The sequence below is a fragment of the Kribbella sp. NPDC050241 genome, assembly GCF_044459685.1.
Classification (GTDB): Bacteria; Actinomycetota; Actinomycetes; order Propionibacteriales; family Kribbellaceae; genus Kribbella.
The window spans coordinates 132,976-149,619 of sequence record NZ_JBITJE010000009.1 but is presented as its reverse complement, the minus strand read 5'-3'; the positions used below and the strand labels follow the sequence as shown (position 1 = coordinate 149,619).

At 68.6% G+C, this 16,644-nt stretch carries 19 protein-coding genes; 8 read left to right on the top strand and 11 right to left on the bottom strand.

Translation table 11 applies throughout. The annotated features are described in order from the left end of the window. Window positions 1-2: 2 nt before the first annotated feature. From ACIBG5_RS33440 to ACIBG5_RS33420, 5 genes are all read right to left on the bottom strand, one after another. Window positions 3-611: a response regulator transcription factor gene (locus tag ACIBG5_RS33440; RefSeq protein ID WP_393387339.1), complete on the bottom strand. Its 609-nt coding sequence runs from the start codon at window positions 609-611 to the stop codon at window positions 3-5. Next, entirely contained in the window at window positions 608-1,744 is a 1,137-nt protein-coding gene (locus ACIBG5_RS33435; protein WP_396395520.1) for a sensor histidine kinase, read from the bottom strand. The genes ACIBG5_RS33440 and ACIBG5_RS33435 overlap by 4 nt, the downstream gene beginning before the upstream one ends. A gap of 37 nt (window positions 1,745-1,781) precedes the next feature. Then, complete coding sequence (locus ACIBG5_RS33430; protein WP_393387345.1) at window positions 1,782-2,516, bottom strand: ABC transporter permease; 735 nt, start codon at window positions 2,514-2,516, stop codon at window positions 1,782-1,784. Then, window positions 2,513-3,412, bottom strand: a complete 900-nt coding sequence (locus ACIBG5_RS33425) for an ABC transporter ATP-binding protein (RefSeq protein ID WP_396395519.1) — start codon at window positions 3,410-3,412, stop codon at window positions 2,513-2,515. Before ACIBG5_RS33425 ends, ACIBG5_RS33430 begins: the two co-directional genes overlap by 4 nt. Window positions 3,413-3,492: 80 nt before the next feature. After that, window positions 3,493-3,981, bottom strand: coding sequence for an HIT family protein (locus ACIBG5_RS33420; protein ID WP_396395518.1), 489 nt, complete (start codon window positions 3,979-3,981; stop codon window positions 3,493-3,495). Between the two features lie 59 nt (window positions 3,982-4,040). Here ACIBG5_RS33420 and ACIBG5_RS33415 point away from each other — a divergent pair, with 59 nt between their 5' ends. Further along, window positions 4,041-4,952, top strand: coding sequence for an aminoglycoside phosphotransferase family protein (locus tag ACIBG5_RS33415; RefSeq protein ID WP_396395517.1), 912 nt, complete (start codon window positions 4,041-4,043; stop codon window positions 4,950-4,952). Here ACIBG5_RS33415 and ACIBG5_RS33410 read toward each other — a convergent pair whose 3' ends face one another. Both ACIBG5_RS33410 and ACIBG5_RS33405 read right to left on the bottom strand, forming a co-directional pair. Then, window positions 4,953-5,390 (bottom strand): maleylpyruvate isomerase N-terminal domain-containing protein, encoded by a 438-nt coding sequence (locus ACIBG5_RS33410; RefSeq protein WP_396395516.1) that lies wholly within the window; start codon window positions 5,388-5,390, stop codon window positions 4,953-4,955. It abuts the gene before it with no gap. Window positions 5,391-5,492: 102 nt separating this feature from the next. Further along, on the bottom strand, window positions 5,493-6,128 hold the full coding sequence (locus ACIBG5_RS33405; protein ID WP_396395515.1) for a TetR/AcrR family transcriptional regulator: 636 nt from the start codon (window positions 6,126-6,128) through the stop codon (window positions 5,493-5,495). 140 nt (window positions 6,129-6,268) lie between these two features. Between ACIBG5_RS33405 and ACIBG5_RS33400 the strand changes: the two genes are divergently transcribed. From ACIBG5_RS33400 to ACIBG5_RS33390, 3 genes are read left to right on the top strand one after another with little or no spacing between them, the layout of a single operon-like run. Next, on the top strand, window positions 6,269-7,744 hold the full coding sequence (locus ACIBG5_RS33400) for a flavin-containing monooxygenase (RefSeq protein ID WP_396395514.1): 1,476 nt from the start codon (window positions 6,269-6,271) through the stop codon (window positions 7,742-7,744). 57 nt (window positions 7,745-7,801) lie between these two features. Beyond that, on the top strand, window positions 7,802-9,118 hold the full coding sequence (locus ACIBG5_RS33395) for a hypothetical protein (RefSeq protein WP_396395513.1): 1,317 nt from the start codon (window positions 7,802-7,804) through the stop codon (window positions 9,116-9,118). Then, the gene (locus ACIBG5_RS33390; protein WP_396395512.1) at window positions 9,115-9,351 is read left to right on the top strand and encodes a hypothetical protein; all 237 of its coding nucleotides are present in this window, start codon (window positions 9,115-9,117) and stop codon (window positions 9,349-9,351) included. Before ACIBG5_RS33395 ends, ACIBG5_RS33390 begins: the two co-directional genes overlap by 4 nt. Here the strand turns inward: ACIBG5_RS33390 and ACIBG5_RS33385 are convergent. The 3 genes from ACIBG5_RS33385 to ACIBG5_RS33375 form a co-directional block, all read right to left on the bottom strand. Then, window positions 9,305-10,381 carry an aldo/keto reductase gene (locus tag ACIBG5_RS33385; RefSeq protein WP_396395511.1) on the bottom strand — a complete coding sequence of 359 codons (1,077 nt, stop codon included), beginning with the start codon at window positions 10,379-10,381 and terminating at the stop codon, window positions 9,305-9,307. The two genes, ACIBG5_RS33390 and ACIBG5_RS33385, sit on opposite strands and share 47 nt — an antisense overlap. Window positions 10,382-10,506: 125 nt before the next feature. Beyond that, window positions 10,507-10,719 carry a hypothetical protein gene (locus ACIBG5_RS33380; protein ID WP_396395510.1) on the bottom strand — a complete coding sequence of 71 codons (213 nt, stop codon included), beginning with the start codon at window positions 10,717-10,719 and terminating at the stop codon, window positions 10,507-10,509. A 302-nt stretch (window positions 10,720-11,021) separates the two neighbouring features. Continuing rightward, entirely contained in the window at window positions 11,022-11,516 is a 495-nt protein-coding gene (locus ACIBG5_RS33375) for a MarR family winged helix-turn-helix transcriptional regulator (protein WP_396395509.1), read from the bottom strand. Between the two features lie 92 nt (window positions 11,517-11,608). Here ACIBG5_RS33375 and ACIBG5_RS33370 point away from each other — a divergent pair, with 92 nt between their 5' ends. Both ACIBG5_RS33370 and ACIBG5_RS33365 read left to right on the top strand, forming a co-directional pair. Beyond that, on the top strand, window positions 11,609-12,178 hold the full coding sequence (locus ACIBG5_RS33370; RefSeq protein ID WP_396395508.1) for an NADPH-dependent F420 reductase: 570 nt from the start codon (window positions 11,609-11,611) through the stop codon (window positions 12,176-12,178). A 50-nt stretch (window positions 12,179-12,228) separates the two neighbouring features. Then, window positions 12,229-13,074 carry a helix-turn-helix domain-containing protein gene (locus ACIBG5_RS33365; RefSeq protein WP_396395507.1) on the top strand — a complete coding sequence of 282 codons (846 nt, stop codon included), beginning with the start codon at window positions 12,229-12,231 and terminating at the stop codon, window positions 13,072-13,074. On the opposite strand, the gene ACIBG5_RS33360 is transcribed toward ACIBG5_RS33365, so the two are convergent. Further along, complete coding sequence (locus ACIBG5_RS33360; RefSeq protein WP_396395506.1) at window positions 13,063-13,812, bottom strand: MerR family transcriptional regulator; 750 nt, start codon at window positions 13,810-13,812, stop codon at window positions 13,063-13,065. The two genes, ACIBG5_RS33365 and ACIBG5_RS33360, sit on opposite strands and share 12 nt — an antisense overlap. Window positions 13,813-13,893: 81 nt before the next feature. On the opposite strand from ACIBG5_RS33360, the gene ACIBG5_RS33355 reads away from it, so the two are divergent. Next, window positions 13,894-15,717 (top strand): hypothetical protein, encoded by a 1,824-nt coding sequence (locus ACIBG5_RS33355; protein WP_396395505.1) that lies wholly within the window; start codon window positions 13,894-13,896, stop codon window positions 15,715-15,717. Then, window positions 15,714-16,640 (top strand): alpha/beta fold hydrolase, encoded by a 927-nt coding sequence (locus ACIBG5_RS33350; RefSeq protein WP_396395504.1) that lies wholly within the window; start codon window positions 15,714-15,716, stop codon window positions 16,638-16,640. Before ACIBG5_RS33355 ends, ACIBG5_RS33350 begins: the two co-directional genes overlap by 4 nt. Window positions 16,641-16,644: the final 4 nt, after the last annotated feature.

Genomic DNA, 16,644 nt, shown 5'->3' with positions numbered 1-16,644 from the left:
TGTTACAACCAGCCGTTGTCCAGGGCGATGCGGGCGGCCTCGGCCCGGGTCCGTGCGCCGGTCTTGCCGATCGCGGCCGAGAGGTGGTTGCGGACGGTGCCCTCGGACAGGTGCAGTTCCCTGGCGATGTCCGCGACTGTGCCTCCCTCGCGGGCGGCCCGCAGTACGTCGGACTCGCGGCCGGTGAGCGGGCTCGTCCCGGCGACGAGCGTCTCGGCGGCGAGTGACGGATCGACGACGCGCAGCCCCTGGTGCACCCGTCGTACGGCGTCCGCGAGTTGCGCGGCGGGCGTGTCCTTGACGACGAAACCGGCCGCACCCGCCTCCATCGCGCGGCGCAGGTACCCCGGCCGGCCGAACGTGGTCACCATGAGCACCCGCACGCCCGGTACGGCGGTCCGCAGCGCGGCGGCGGCCTCGATACCGTCCAGCCCGGGCATCTCGACATCGAGCAGGGCGACGTCCGGCGTGGTCGCCTTCGCGGCCGCGATCACCTCGTCGCCGCGACCGACCTCAGACACCACATCCAGGTCGGGTTCGAGGTCGAGCAGCGCGGCCAGGGCTCCACGGACCAGCGCCTGGTCGTCCGCGATCAGCAGTCGGATACTCACGGGCCAACTCTGACAGCCAGCCGGAATCCGCTTCCAGGCGCCTGGCCGACCTGCACACTCGCACCGGCCTCGTCCGCTCGTTCCCGCAGCCCGACCAGGCCGTGCCCGGACGCACCACCGCCGGGCGTCGGCCCCTTCCCGTCGTCCAGTACTTCGATCTGGTTGGCGCTGATCCGGATCGTGCAACGCTTCGCGCCGGAGTGCCGTACGACGTTCGTCACGCCCTCCCGGACCACCCAGGCGAACAGTTCGCGGTTGTCCTCGGGCACCTCGTCGACGGTGGTCGGCAGGTCCGCCTTGATCTCGGCGGCCTGCAACGCGGCCCGCGCCGACACCAACTCACCGGCGAGGCTGAGCTCCCGATACCCCGCGACGGCCGCTCGTACGTCGGCCAGCGCCGCCCGGGCCAGGCTCTCCACGTCGGCCACCTCGGCCGCGGCCCGGTCCGGGTTCGCTGCGATCAACCGGCCGGCCAGCTCAGCTTTGACCGTGATCACGGTCAGCGAGTGGCCGAGGATGTCGTGCAGGTCCCGGGCGAACCGGTTCCGCTCCTCCTGGACGGCCAGCTTGGCCATGTCCTGGCGGGTCGCGGTCAGCTCGATGCTGCGCTGGATCGCCCGTCGCATCCCGAACACGGCCAGCGCGCCGAGGAAGATCGCGAACCCGTAGCTCCCGTCGTCGGTCCAGCCCGGGACCAGTCGCATCGACAGCTCCGCGCCGCCGAGCAGCACGGCCACGAGCGGCACCGCGACCTTGACGTCGAGCGCCATCATCGCGATCGCCGCGATGTAGACCAGGCAGGTGAGGGCCTTCTGGCCGGCCGTCGGGAGCATCAGGAAGGTCAGCGCCAGCATCGCGGCCAGGTACGCGAGCCGCTGCCACATCGGGATGGCGCCGGTCCCGAGGCCGACTCGGCGCAGCCAGCCGAAGAACCCGAGGTACGCGATCGCGAAGAGGATCACCGTGGCCAGGCCGAACACCCGCATCGCGCCCTGCTGGGTGGACGCGATCTCCTGGAACGGCTGAGCCAGGTAGAACAGCCAGATTCCGGCCGCCAGCCAACCCCACCGGCCGGGGCCGGAGCGGTCTCCGCGCTCGGCCAGCGATTCCAGCAGGGTTGGCGTCCGCGTCATGGTGGTCACGGTATGCCCTGGATCCGGCTCGCGCCGCTCAGGCCCGTGCGGTGTCGGCGCGGTACCGGCGCAGGCCGATGAAGCCCAGGACGACGGTCCAGCCCAGCACCACCAGCAGTGCCTGCATGTCCAGGCCGCTGTCCGTCAACGCGCTCCGGGAGCTCAGACCGGTCCAGTACGCCGGAGTCAACTGGGCGATGTGCTTCATCAGCGACGGCATCGAGTCCACCGGCAGCCACAGTCCGCCGAAGGCCGCGATCAGCATCGTGGCCAGACCGGTGATCGGCTGCACGCTGTCCGGCTTGGCGACGTACCCGATGACCAGGCCGATCGCGGCGAACGGCAGGGCACCCAGCCACGACACCAGCGCGACCGTCACCCACTGCCCGGCGTCCAGGTGCACGTGCCCGACGATCAGGCCGAACAGGAACACGACCAGCAGCGGCGGGATCGCCAGCAGCAGCGACAGGATCACCTTCGTGGTCACGTACGCCTGCGGCTTCAGCGGGGTGAGCCGCAGGGTGCGGTTCCAGCCACCGTCGCGCTCGGCCGCGATCACGCCGCCGCTGCTCATCGCGGCCGACATCGAGCCGAACATCGCCATACTCACCATCACGTAGGCGATCGCAGAGATCCCGCCCTCGTTCGCGTCGTCCGGCAGCGTCAGGCCGAAGATCATGAACAGCACCAACGGCATCAGGATCGAGAAGATCAGCACCCGCCGGTTCCGCAGGGTGCGGCGGATGTCGAACATCAGGTAGTCGCGGTTCATGCCAGGGTCTCCTGCTCTGCGCTGATGGCGAGGACGGCGTCCTCCAGGTCGGCGGAAGTCACTTCGATGTCGTGGGCGGGAGTGTTGTTCAGCAGGTAGCGCAGGGTGTCGTCGGAGTCCGCGCACTGCAGCAGGACGACTTCGCCGCGGGTCTCGACGTTGCGGACACCCGGCAGCGACGCGAGCGCCGCGAGATCGGCGCCCGGGACGGTCGCGCGGATGGTCCGGCCGGAGACGCTCGCCTTGATCTGCGCCGAGGTGCCGTCGGCAACGACCTTGCCGTTGCGCATCAGCACCACGCGGTCGGCGTACGAGTCGGCCTCCTCCAGGTAGTGGGTCGCGAACAGCACGGTCCGGCCGCGTGCGGTCTCGGCGTGCATCGAGGCCCAGAAGTCGCGCCGCGACTCGACGTCCATCCCGGTCGTCGGCTCGTCCAGAACGATCAGCTCCGGCTGCGGCAGGATCGCCATCGCGAACCGCACCCGCTGCTTCTGGCCGCCTGACAGGCCTTTCATCTTCCGGTCGGTCAGGTCCGCGATGCCGGCACTCTCGAGTGCTTCCTGCACCGGCATCGGGTTCGTGTGCAGGCCCGCGACCAGGTTCAGGAGTTCGCCGACCTTGGCGTCCTCGATGATGCCGCCGCTCTGCAGCATCACCCCGACCTGGCCCTTCGTGATCGCGTCGGTCGGTGTGCCGCCGTACACCTGCACGGTGCCCTGGTCCGGCCGTACCAGCCCGAGCAGTATCTCGATCGTCGTGGACTTTCCGGCCCCGTTCGGCCCCAGCAGCGCGACCACTTCGCCGGCCCGGATGCTCAGATCCACCCCGGCGACCGCCTGCACCGCCCCGTACCTTTTGGTCACACCCGTCAGGCTGACCGCAGTCGTTGTCGTCATACCTGAAAGCTTCCGCGAGTACGCCGCTCCGCCCCTGGATCGCTCGTCACGACCCACCCATGACATCCGTCAGCCGGGCCTCAGGGTCTTTCCTCAGGGCCCTCCCTCCCCCCACCCAGATACGCGCTGAGGCGACGTACGTAGGGCTGCCGGTCCTCGGAGGTGGCGGGGTTGGGGAGGTGGCGGGTGTTGTAGAGGTTGTCGCCGGGGTATCGCGGGAAGACATGGACGTGGTAGTGCCAGGCGTCCTGGTAGCCGGCCGGCTCGTTGTGTTGCCTGGTGGAAACGCCTTCGCAGTCGTAGGTGTGGCGGATCGCGATGGCTGTTTCGCGGACGGCGTCGTGTACGGCGTGGCCGTCGGGCGCCGGGAGGTCGTACAGGTTCTCGTGGTGCGCGGTCGGGACGACGAGGACGTGTCCGCGGTTGTTCGGCCACCAGCGGGAGGCTACGAAGGCGAGCGCGCGGTCCGTTCGCAGTACGACGTCGTCCTGGGTGGTGAGGCTGTCTCCGCCTCCGGACGCCAGCCGGCAGAACGGGCAGTCGTAGTCGGTGGGCTCGTGGTTGAACATCCTTCGACTCCAATCGAATGAGTTGACCTGGGGGCGGGGGACTGTGAGGCTCCCGTGCCGTGTCCAAGGTTCGCAAGTTGCACGACGACGAGGTGGATATCGACGCGTCGTTGGTGGCGCGCCTATTGGCAGAGCAGTTCCCGAGCTGGGCCGGCCTTCCGATCCGGGTGGTCGAATCGTCGGGCACGGACAACGTGACGTTCCGCGTCGGTGATGATCTGGCTGTCCGCCTGCCCCGCACCGCGGGGAATCAGGGCCAGGTGGAGAAGGATCTGACCTGGATGCCGCGCCTGGCGCCCCACCTTCCACTCGCCGTACCCGAGCCGCTGGCCATCGGCGTGCCGGCCGCGGACTATCCCTTCACCTGGGGCGTGTACCGGTGGCTGGAGGGCGAGCCATTCCGATTGGATCAGCTCGACCCCGCGGCCGCGGCGAGGGACATGGCCAACTTCATTCACCGCCTGCAGACCGTCGACACGACCGGAGCACCCGTCCCACCGGACGATCCGTTCAGCCGGGGTACGCCGCTGGCGCCGCGGGACGAACTCTTCCGTACGGCGCTGGACGAGTTGCGGGACGAATTCGACACCGGACTCGTGCTCGCGGCGTGGGAGGCGTCGCTGGCGGCGACCTGGGACGGTACGCCGACGTGGATCCATGGAGATCTGATGCCGGGCAACGTATTGGTGGCCGATGGCAAGCTTTCGGCGGTCATCGACTTCGGGACCGCCTGGGTCGCCGACCCGGCCGGCGATCTGCTGGCCGCCTGGTATCTGTTCGACGCCGGATCACGGCAGGCCTTCCGCGACGCGATGGGGGTCGACCAGGACACCTGGGTGCGCGCCCGCGGTTGGGTCCTGTCCCTGGAGCTGATCGCGATCCCGTACTACCGAACCCGCAACCCCGATGCGGTGCGCGACGGGCAGGAGTTCATCGCGGGGCTTCTCGAGGACTTCGCCGCCGATCGCTGATCAGGCCAGGACGAGTGGGAGCCTCTCGGCCAGCTCGCCGGCAGCGTCTCGCTCGACATCGGTCTGGGTACGCCGACCGGGGGCGATCAGGTCGAGGTGGTGCAACGTCCACTCGAGCACGTACGCCGACAGGTAGTCGCCAACGGTCAGCACCTGCTCCTTGGTGCTCACGCGCGCAGCCCGATCAGCGAGTACGGCGGCCCGTCCTGCGGCGGACCCGAGGTCGTCCAGGTGAAACTTCAGCAGCCCTGGATCGCCGTACGCAGCAGCCAGTCGAGGGATCAACGCGTCCAGCGGATCGTCACCGGTCGGCGGTGTGCGCGAGACATCCCAGTACGTCGCAGCGTTGCGCGTCGGCTCGGACTCGGCGGGAGTCACCAGGGCGATCAGCACATCCTGTGCATCGATGACCAGGTGACACACGAGGTCCCGGACCAACCATCCTGCACAACCAGAGGGGAGTCCGGAGTCTCCGCGACCGCCGTACGCAATGCTGCCCATGACTCCGAGAACAGATCCACCGCGGCACGGTACCGCTGGTCAGGTGGTGCTGAGTGTTCGGAGGCCTTGCCAGAGGAGGTCCTGGAGAGTTCGCGCGACCTTCTCCGGAGTGGGTGGGGCGGGGACCCGGCTGCGCCAGATGGCCAGGCGTTCGGTGGCGCCGGAGATGCTTTGGGCAATGATCTCGATCTCGTCGTTGTCGGCAGTGCGGCCGGGTGGGAGGTTCATCCGGACCATCGCGGAGATCAGTTCGATGAAGGCGGCGCGGACCTCGTCGGTGGCGGCCGCTGCGGGTCCGGCGGCGGGGTTGGTGCTGAGCATGCCTTCGTCGATCAGGACGGACCAGGCGTGCGGGTGGTCGTCGAGGAACTGGAACCAGGCGACGAAGCCGGCGTACAGCGCGTCCTCGGCGTCGGTGGCGGCCAGCACCGCGTCGGACACGGTCTCCAGGAGCTGGGCACGAAGGCGGGCGAGACAAGCGAGGAACAGGCCGTCCTTCGAGCCGTAGTACTGGTAGATCAGCGGCTTCGAGACCCCGACCTCGGCCGCGACGTCGTCCATCGACGTGCCCTGGTAGCCGCGCTCGCCGAAGATCCGCTCGGCCGCCTCGAGCATCTCGCGTTCCCGAGCCGCCCGATTCCGCCGCCGCTTCGGCGGCTCGATCCCCTCAACCACCCCGCTCTCCACGCCGGATTCTGCGGCGGTGCTGGGTGGCACTGGGGGTGTTTTGGGCGTGGTGGACATCACTTGCACACTCTAACTGACTCCGAGTAACTTACTGGGAGTAAGTTGTTGTCCGGAGGCTGGAGGGCTCGATGGCGGACGAGGTCGCGCGGGAGACCAGGCATCACCGGATCGTGGTGATCGGGACCGGGTTCGCCGGGATCGGGATGGCCGTCCGGCTCAAGCAGGCCGGGTACGACGACTTCGTCGTTCTGGAGCGTGCGGACGATGTCGGAGGCACCTGGCGGGACAACACGTATCCGGGCTGCCGGTGTGACGTGCCCTCGCATCTGTACTCGTTCTCGTTCGCGCCGAACCCGGACTGGTCGTCGACGTTCTCTCCGCAGCCCGAGATCGAGGACTACCTGCGCAAGGTCACCGACCGGTTCGACGTCCGCCGGCACATCCGCTTCGGTCATGCCGTTGAGGCGGCGTACTGGGAGGACGGGCACTGGCGGATCCGGACCGGCCGGGGTGAATTCACCGCACAGTTGCTGCTGTCCGGGATGGGACCGCTGGCCGAGCCGTCGGTGCCGAAGCTGCCGGGGATCGAGTCGTTCGAGGGGGAGGTCTTCCACTCGGCGCAGTGGGACCACGACCTCGACCTCAGCGGCCGCAAGGTCGCGGTGATCGGGACCGGCGCGTCCGCCATCCAGTTCGTGCCGGCGATCCAGCCGGAGGTCGAGGAACTGCACCTGTTCCAGCGAACGCCGCCGTGGGTACTGCCGCGGCCGGACCGCAGGATCACCGAGGTCGAGAAGGCTGTGTTCCGCCGGTTTCCGCTGGTGCAGAAGGCGGTCCGGGCCGGGATCTACTGGGGCCGCGAGTCGATGGTGCTCGGGTTCGCGAAGCTGCCGTCGATCATGAAGCAGGTGCAGAAGGTCGCCGAGAAGCACCTCGAACGCCAGGTCCGCGACCCGCTCCTCCGCGCGAAGCTGATGCCCGACTTCATCCTCGGCTGCAAGCGTGTGCTGATCTCCGACGACTACTACCCGGCGATCACGAAGCCCAACGTCGACGTCGTCACCGACGGAGTCGTCGAGGTCACCCCGACCGGGATCGTCACCGCGGACGGCGTGAAGCACGAGGTCGACACGATCATCTACGGCACCGGTTTCCGGGTGACGGATCTGCCGGTGATGGACATGGTGCACGGCCGCGACGGCCTGTCGCTGCGCGATGCGTGGTCGGGCGGCATGGCGGCACACCTCGGCACGGCGGTCTTCGGCTTCCCGAACTTCTTCCTGCTGATCGGACCGAACACCGGCCTCGGCCACAGCTCGATGGTGTTCATGATCGAGTCGCAGATCGCCTACATCCTGGACGCGCTGAAGACAATGGACAGCGAAGGGCTGCAGCGGGTCGAGGTGCGGCCGGAGGTGCAGCGCGCCTTCGTCGACGGCGTCCGGTCCTCGATGCGCAACACGGTCTGGACCCGCGGCGGCTGCACCAGTTGGTACCTGGACTCCGAAGGGCGCAACACCACGCTCTGGCCGTCGTTCACCTTCCGGTTCCGCCAGTTGACCCGCCACTTCGACCCCGCCGAGTATCAGACTCTCGCTATGTGACATCGAGCGTGTTACATTCGATCAGTCAGATAGCTGAGGTGATCGGAGGGCGATCCCGTGCTGGTGCTCTTGCTGCCGCTGCACGGGATCGGCGGGCGAGGGGACCTGCCGGTGCCGCTGTGGCTGGCGATCTACTCCGCCGGCGCCGCGGTGGCGGTCTCGTTCTTCGCCCTCGCCGCGTTCTGGTCGCGGCCGCGCTTCGAAGTTACTGCCGGTAAGTCGCTCGAACGCCTGACCCGGCTGGTCGATGCGAGGCCGACGCGACGGCTGCTCAAGCTCGCCGGGCCGGCAGCACTCGCGCTACTGCTCGGCTCCGCCTGGTTCGGCAGCAGCGAGCCGGCTCTGAACCCGGCGCCGACCTGGCTGTACGTGTGGATCTGGGTCGGCATCATCCCGCTCTCGCTGGTCTTCGGCCCGATCTGGCGCCTGGCCAATCCGCTCCGCACGATCGCGGGCCTCGCGCGCAGGACGTCGTACCGGAGGCTGCCCGAAGGGATTGCCTACTGGCCGGCGGTCGCAGGGCTGGCTGGATTCCTCTGGCTCGAGCTTGCGTATCCGGACGGCTCCGAGCCGATCGTCGTCGCGATCTTCGCGACGATGTACGCCGTCGTGAATGTTGCCGCAGGCATCGTCTACGGACCGGCCTGGTTCGGCATCGGCGACAGCTTCGAGGTGTACGCCGAAGTCCTGGCACGACTGAGTCCGCTCGGCCGTGGTGCGGACCGTCGCCTGGAACTGCGGAACCCGCTGGCCGGTCTGGCCACGATGCCCCAACAGCCGGGGATCGTCGGCCTGCTGTGCCTGTTGCTCGGGTCAACCGCCTTCGACGGGATCTCGCGCTGGTCTGCGTGGATGCGGTTGACCGGTGACCTGAGCCGCACGCAGCACATCGTCGTACACACGCTGGGCCTGATGGTCGCGGTGGCGATCGTCACCGGGTTGTTCCTGCTGGCGTCGCGGACGACCGGCGCGGCGCGGATCCGGCCGGGCGTGGTCGGGCGAGCCGGACTGCCGGGAGCATTCGTGCATTCGCTGGTGCCGATCGCGATCGGGTACGCCGTTGCGCACTACTTCTCGTTCGCGATGTTCCAGGGCCAAGAGGGTCTGCTGCTCGCGACGGATCCGTTCGGGCGGGGATGGGACCTGCTCGGGACGAGTGGGATGCGGATCGACTACGCGTTCCTCGGCACCGGGCTGATCGCTGCGGTCCAGATCGGTGCGATCGTGCTCGGACACGTACTTGGGGTCGTGTCCGCGCACGATCGCGCTGCCGAACTGTTCCGCCGCCGGCAGCTACGACGGGCGCAGTACCCGATGCTGGCGGCGATGGTCGCGTTCACCGCGGGCGGGATCGCGCTGGTGACGGCGTCATGATCGCGCTGCATATGGGCGGCATCCCGGAGACCGCGATGGTGCTCGGTCCGGTGCTACTGATCGCCGCGTTCATCCGGATCGCCCGTCGCCACGAGGCCGAGACCCCGGACGACGAGTACGACGACTGGGATCCCGATCTCGGTGATCTTCCAGCAGGACCAGGAGAGCCGGCGGAACCCGCAGAGGTCAGCGAGGGATCGGAGCCGGCTCGAGCTGAAGGCCGCCCAGGGTGACCGAGCGGGTCATCGGCAGGTTCAGGAACGCGTGCGGGAAGCCCAGCTCGATCGCGCTCACAGCCTCCAGCTCCGCCACGTCCTGATCGCTGAACTCGACGTCCAGCGCGCCCAGGTTCTGCTCCAGCTGCGCCGCCGTCCGCGCGCCGATGATCGGCGACGTGACCCCAGGGTTCCGCAGGGTCCAGGCGATCGCGACCTGCGCCGGCAGATAGCCGTTGCGCTCGGCAACCGCCTTGACGACGTCTGCGATCCGCAACCCCCGCTCGGTGAGCGAATTGTTGGCCGCGGCAACGTTCTTCCGTGTCCCCGCTGCGCCCGCCAGACCCCCGCCGTGGTCCAGATCCGCGGTCGTGTACTTGCCGGTGAGTACGCCGCTGGCCAGCGGCGACCACGGTAGGACGCCGAGTCCCATCTCCCGCGCCATCGGGATCAGGTCCCGTTCGACGGTCCGCTCGACCAGGCTGTACTCGATCTGCAGCGCGACCAGCGGAGCCCAACCGCGCAGGTCGGCGATCGCCTGCATCCGCGACACCTGCCACGCCGGCGCGTCCGAGATGCCGGCGTACAGGACCTTGCCCTGGCTGACCAGGTCGTCCATCGCGCGGAGGATCTCCTCGACCGGCGTGGTGAAGTCCCAGGAGTGCAGGTAGAGCAGGTCGATGTAGTCGGTCTGCAGGTTGCGCAGACTGCGCTCGACCGAACGCATCATGCTCTTGCGCTGGTTGCCGCCCGAGTTCGGATCTCCCGGCCGGGTGGACATGGTGTATTTGGTGGCGATGACCAGTTGGTCCCGGCGGTCCTGGGTGAGCTGGCCGAGCAGCTGTTCGGACGTCCCGTTGGTGTACATGTTCGCCGTGTCGACGAAGTTGCCGCCGCGGTCGACGTACGTGTCCAGGATCCGCTGCGCCTCGTCCTTGTCCGCGCCCCAGCCCCAGTCCGGTCCGAACGTCATCGTGCCCAGCGCCAGCGGCGAGACCCGCAGCCCGGAGCGTCCGAGCAGCCGGTAGGTGTCAAGTGTGGTGACCACTGAAGGTGTCCTCTCTCCCTCGTTCGCCACCACTGTCACGCGGCCCACCACACTGCGTAAGGGAAGGCTCTTCCTGGGACTGGCCTTCCTACCCTTGCCGACAGATCTGTCGTCGCCGGCTGATGTCAGGCGGCGAGGGTGAGAGCGCTCAGGCGGGACGGGTTCGGGTGGGCGGCGAGCTCGGCGAGGCGGGTGCAGCCGGCGGCCAGCGCCTCTTGCAGGGTCGGCCACTGGTCGACGCACCAGAACGGGTCGTCGGGCTGACGGTCGAGGTCGTCGTCGATGTCTGCGCACCAACCGCCGGTGAAGGCGTGGTGGACATGCAGTCTGAGCTTCATGATCGTGGACATTTCCGGGCGGGACAGGTGGATCAGAACGGTAGCGGGCGGCCGGACGGCGTACGGAGGTCCAGCGTCGTCGTGGTGGTACGGCGGGTGGTCGTCCGCCGGCTCGGCTTCCGGCGGATCTGGATCTGGATCTGGCGCATCATGCACTCCTGAGGACTGAGGACGTCTGGTAGATACACAGTCCCAACCCAGACGTTCCCGCACATGCGGAGAACTACCGATATCGCCACCCAGACAGCCCTTAGACCGGGCCCGGGGCCGTCTAAGGGAGCGCGCTGGGGTGGAACACCTACTTAGGTGCCGTCGTGGCGGTGGTAGACGTCCGACATCCGGCCCTCAGGGTCCAGGCGAGTAAGGATCGCGTCGGCGATCGCCGTCAGCTGAGTGACCTGCTCGGGGGTGAGCGCGTCGATCACGTGCTCGCGGACGGTGGCGACGTGGCCGGGGGCGGCCTCGCGGATCTTGTCCCAGCCGGCGTTGGTCAGCCGAGCGTTCGTGGCTCGGGCATCGGTCGGACAGGGGAAGCGCTCGATCAGTCCACGGTCCTCGAGCCGCCGTACGACGTGGGACAGGCGGGGGAGGGTGGCACTGGTGTGCTGGGCGAGGGCGGTCATCCGCAGCGTGCGGTCCGGCGCCTCGGACAGCATCGCCAGCACGAAGTACTCGAAGTGGGTGAGTCCGTTGTCGCGGCGCAGTTGGGAGTCGAGGGCGCCCGGCAGCAGCTCGAGCACCGAGGCGAGCCGGATCCAGGCCGCGAGCTCCGGCTGATCGAGCCATTTCGTCGTCACGCAAACATTCTCCCAGCCAATGGTTGTAGGAACAACTGTCATCGGTCTATGGTTGTAGCAACAACTATTGAACACTCATCCAGGAGAAGGTCATGGCACACGTCAGCATCATCGGCACCGGCACCATGGGTCAGGCGATCGCCGGACTGGCGGGCAAGGGCGGGCATGCGGTCCAGCTGCTCGGCCGCAACGACCCGGACAAGGTCGCGGGCGACATCGTCGTCCTCGCGGTTCCGTACCCGGAGGTCCAGCAGGTGCTCGCCGAGCGCGGCGACCAGCTGGCCGGGAAGACGGTCGTCGACATCACCAACCCACTGAACTTCGAGACGTTCGACTCCCTCGTCGTACCGGCGGACTCCTCCGCGGCTGCCGGGATCGCGGCCGCGCTGCCCGAGTCGAAGGTGCTGAAGGCCTTCAACACGAACTTCGCCGCCACCCTCGCATCCGGCAAGGTCGGCGACGGCGCCACCACGGTCCTGATCGCCGGTGACGACGCCGATGCGAAGGCCGAGCTGGCGGGCGTGATCACCGGCGGCGGTCTGCGCGCGGTCGACGCCGGCGCGCTGTCCCGGGCCCGTGAGCTCGAGGCGATCGGCTTCGTCCAGCTCACCCTCGCCGTCGGCGAGAAGGTCGACTGGACCGGCGGATTCACCCTGAACTGAGGTTTCTGCACCCGCGCCCGGGCTGACCGCCGGCTTCGTAGAGTGGGCATATGAGCGTTGACGTTGCCCAGGAGCTGGCGGTCTTCCTGCGCGGGTGCCGGGAGCGGTTGACACCTGGCGAGGTGGGCCTGGCGGAGCGGGGGCGGGCTCGGCGCACGCCCGGGTTGCGGCGAGAAGAGGTGGCCGAGCTCGCCAAGGTCAGCGTGGACTACGTGATCCGGCTGGAGCAGGGGCGAGGGCTGCGGCCTTCGCCGGAGGTCCTGGAGGCGCTCGCGGGGGCGTTGCGGTTGTCGGACGACGAGCATGCGTACGTGTTCGACCTGACGAGGCAATGGACCTCGGTACGACGCCAGCCGGAGTCGAGTTCGCTGGCCGCGCTGGTGCAGGCGATGTCGCCGCTGCCGGCGATGTTGCTCAATCACCGCTTCGACATCTGTGCGTGGAACGCGGAGATGTGCCTGCTGATGCTCAACTTCGCCGACGTCGCGCCCGAGCGGCGGAACGTGATGTGGTTGTGCGCGCTGGAGCCGGCGTTCGAGACGTTCTACACCGACCGCGAACGGGTGATCCGCGAAGGGATCGCGGACCTGCGGGCTGCGTGGGCGGCGCATGCGGACGACCAGGACCTGGGTGAGCTCGTCCGTGCCCTGAGCGAGGAGAGCGAGGAGTTCGCCGAGCTGTGGTCGCGGCGCGACGTGAAGGTGCAGAACAACGGCCGCAAGCTGCTCAACCATCCGGACGTGGGTTCGCTGACCATCGAGTACGACGTACTCACGCCGCTTGGTGACACCGGTCAACGGCTCATCGTCTACCGGGCTGCGGATGCGGCGTCCCAGCGTGGTTTCGACCGTCTCGCGGCGTTGGCCGGCCAGGACAGCAGAGCGCTAGCCGGTTGAGGGGAGGGCCTTCGGGTCGAGGCCGAGCTCCTCGTAGGCGACGATCTCGATCTCGCGCGCCATCGCTTCCCGGAACGCCGCGACCAGGGCCTGCCCTGCCAGTGGGATGATGTTCTCCAGCGTGCGCTGGATCTCCGGCCATCCCTCCGCGGGCAAACCGGCGTCGCTGAACTCGCGCCACACCGTGCCGCGGAACAGCTCGACGTACGTCTTCGCCACCGCGTCGGCCTGGGCGAACAGCTTGGGCAGCATCTCGAAGATCGCCTGCATCGGGACGCCGAGCTTGATCACCTCGAGCCCGGTGCGGAGCAGATCCGGGTTCGGGATCCGGAGCCGGCCGTCGTCCTGCCGCTCGGCGATCCCCAGCTCGACCAGTCGCGTGATCACCGCCGGATCGTGCGGTACGCCGGCCCGCTCGGCCAGCTGGAACTCGTCCAGGATCTCCGGCTCGGACGGGGTCCACGGGTTCACCAGGGTCTCGAAGACGCCGAGCGCCATCGCGCCGTCCGGCAGTTCGCCCATCATCCGCTCGACCGCGGCCAGCGTGTAGCCCTTGCTGAGAAGCTCCTGGACCAGCTTCAGGCGGGCGACGTGGTCGTGACCGTAGTACCCGGTCCGGCCGACCAGTCGTGGCGGCGGGATCAGGCCGCGGCCGGCGTACGCGCGCACGTTGCGGACCGTCATCCCCACCTCGGCGGCGAGTTGATCGACGGTGAGCTCCTCGTCGTGTGCTTCCACGGTTGACAGTCTTCCAGATCCGACGTTACATAGAAGATGTAACATCAGCCATGGCGCATGAGCGATGAAGGAGTCCGTCGAATGGCGATCCCGCTGGCCACCACCGGAACCGCGACGTTCGACCAGATCGCGATCGTCACCGGCCTGGTCGGACTGATGTACGTCGCACTCGCCGTACTCCTGTGGCGGGAACGGACCGGACGCGTCACGCTGGTGGGACGGCTTGCGGACACCATCGGGAGACTGGACGGAGTCCCCCGATGGGCCGCGCTGACGCCGTACCTGCATGCTGTCTCGCTGCTTGCCTGCGCCTTCGGCGTCTGGTGGGACATCGCGGTGCACATCGACCGCGGTCGCGACACCGGCCCGTTCGGTACGCCGGCGCACTACCCGATCTTCTTCGGCATCCTCGGCGTGATCATCTCCGGCGTACTGCCGATCGCCCTCGCCCGCAAGCCGCTGCCGGCTCGCACGATCAAGCTCACCAAGGGCTGGCGAATCCCGTGCAGTGCCGCGCTCGTCACGGTGTGCGGGACGTTCGCGCTGGTCGGCTTCCCGCTGGACGACCTGTGGCACCGCCTGTTCGGTGAGGACGTCACGCTCTGGGGCCCGACCCACCTGCTGATGATCGGCGGCGTGGTGTTCTCGATCTTCGCGCGGCTGCTGGCGCTCGCTGAGGTGGAGCAGTTGCTCGGCATCAACAAGCGCCGCCTGTTCCAGGAGATCGTGTCGGTCGGCGCTCTGTTGATCGCGTGGGATCTGTTCAGCACCGAGTTCAACTACGGCGTCCCGCAGTTTCCCTTGATCCTGCAGCCGATCCTGATCGTCTTCGGTGCTGCGCTCGCGTTCACGGTGCTGCGGGCGCGACGCGGTCCAGGAACGGCGTTCGCCGCGCTGGCTGTGTACCTGGTGATCCGCGGCGGCATCGCCTGGGCGGTCGACCGACCGCTCGGCGAGATCCTCGGTCACTTCCCGCTGCTGATCGTCGAGGCGGTCCTGGTCGAGCTCGTGGCATTTGCCCTCGGCAACAAGAATCGCTTCCGCCTCGGTGCCGTCGCCGGTGCGCTGATCGGGACCGTCGGCGTGGTCGCGGAGTACACCTGGAGCCGCCTCTGGATGCCGATCGCGTGGCCGTCGTCGATGCTCCCGTCGGCCCTCGGGTACGGCGTCGTGACCGGGATCGGAGCCGGACTCGTCGGGGCCTGGCTGGCGACCCGGTACGCCGAGGTCGCGGGAGAGCAGCGCGCGATCGGCATCCGCAATGCGCGGTCGCAGGCGGTCCGCCGTACCCATCAACTGGGCGCGGTCGGACTGGTCGCAGTCACCGCGACGGTGTTCTTCTGCGTGCCACGGTCGGCGGAGGCGGGCGTGACCGGGACGGTGTCGTTGGAGCGGGTGGCCACGGGGGCCGAGCCGACGGCGTACGTCACGGTCAAGTTGCAGCCTGGAGACGCGGCGGACGGTGCGCGGTGGTTCGAGGCGATGGCCTGGCAGGGCGGAGGGCTGGTGACGCACCCGATGGTCAAGGTGGCCGATGGCACCTACCGGTCGGCGGACGCGCTGCCGATGTTCGGCAAGTGGAAGTCGATGATCCGCCTGCACCAGGGTCAGCGCGACCTGGTGGCGATGTGGGTGTACGCGCCGGAGGACCTGGCGATCGAGAAGGCGGCCGTGCAGGTGTCGAACGGGCAGACGGTCGAGTTCGTCAACGAGCAGCAGGTGCTGCGGCGGGAGGAGCGGACCGACGTGCCACGATGGATGTGGAACGGCGGCTACGCCCTGCTCGGCGTGGTCGGTTTGCTCGAGATCGCCGGCATCGCCTGGCTGGTCGGGCGCGGTGCCCGCGGTGGACGCCTGCGCGCCGCCCATCTGGCCGCCGGTGAACGGGAACGGGAGACTGCGTGACGATCCAGGCGGAACGGTCCGGTGTGACCACGACCGACGGCGTACGGCTGAACGTCGAGACGACCGGATCCCCGGATGCGCCGGTGACCGTCCTGCTCGTGCACGGCTGGACCTGTTCGACACGGTCGTGGCACAACCAGGTCGAGGAGCTGCCGAGGATCCTCGGGCAGAACGGCGTCCGCGTAGTCACGTACGACCATCGCGGCCACGGCCGGTCGGACGCCGCGCCGGCAGGGTCGATGCGAATCGAGCAGTTGGCCGACGACCTCGAGACCGTGCTGGACACGGTCGTCGGCGACGAACCTGTTGTGTACGCCGGTCACTCGATGGGCGGGATGACGCTGATGGCGCTCGCGGACCAGCGGCCGGAGCTGTTCGGCTCGCGGATTGCGGCGGCGGCGCTGGTCAGTACGTCGTCCGGTCACATCGCGGAGGGCGCCTTCGGCATCCCCAGGCGGTTCGACTCGACGGCAGCGGCGTTCGCTCCGCGCGCTATGAACATGCTCAGCACTCGGCTCGAACGACGTGCGCACCGGGGACCGCGGCCGCTGGACATGTCGGTCCGAGTACGCCGGCCCGCCCTGCGGCAACTGGTGTTCGGGAAGAAGACCGACCCGGCCGAGGTGGACCTGTTCCTCGCGGACCTCGCGAGCCTGCCGGGTCCGTCGTACGGCGGGTTCTTCGAGGCGATCCTCAAGCACGAGCGCCATCACGCCCTGAAGGTCCTCGAGCAACTCCCGGTCGAGATCATGCACGGCACCCGCGACCGGCTGCTGCCGCCCCGCCACGCCAACCGGATGGCCGCCGAGCTTCCGACTGCGCGGCTGTGGATGTATCCCGGTGCCGGCCACATGCTCATGCAGGAACGTCCCCGCGACGTCACCCACCGCCTGGCGTCGCTGGCCCGGAGAGTCACCGCCTAGGGTG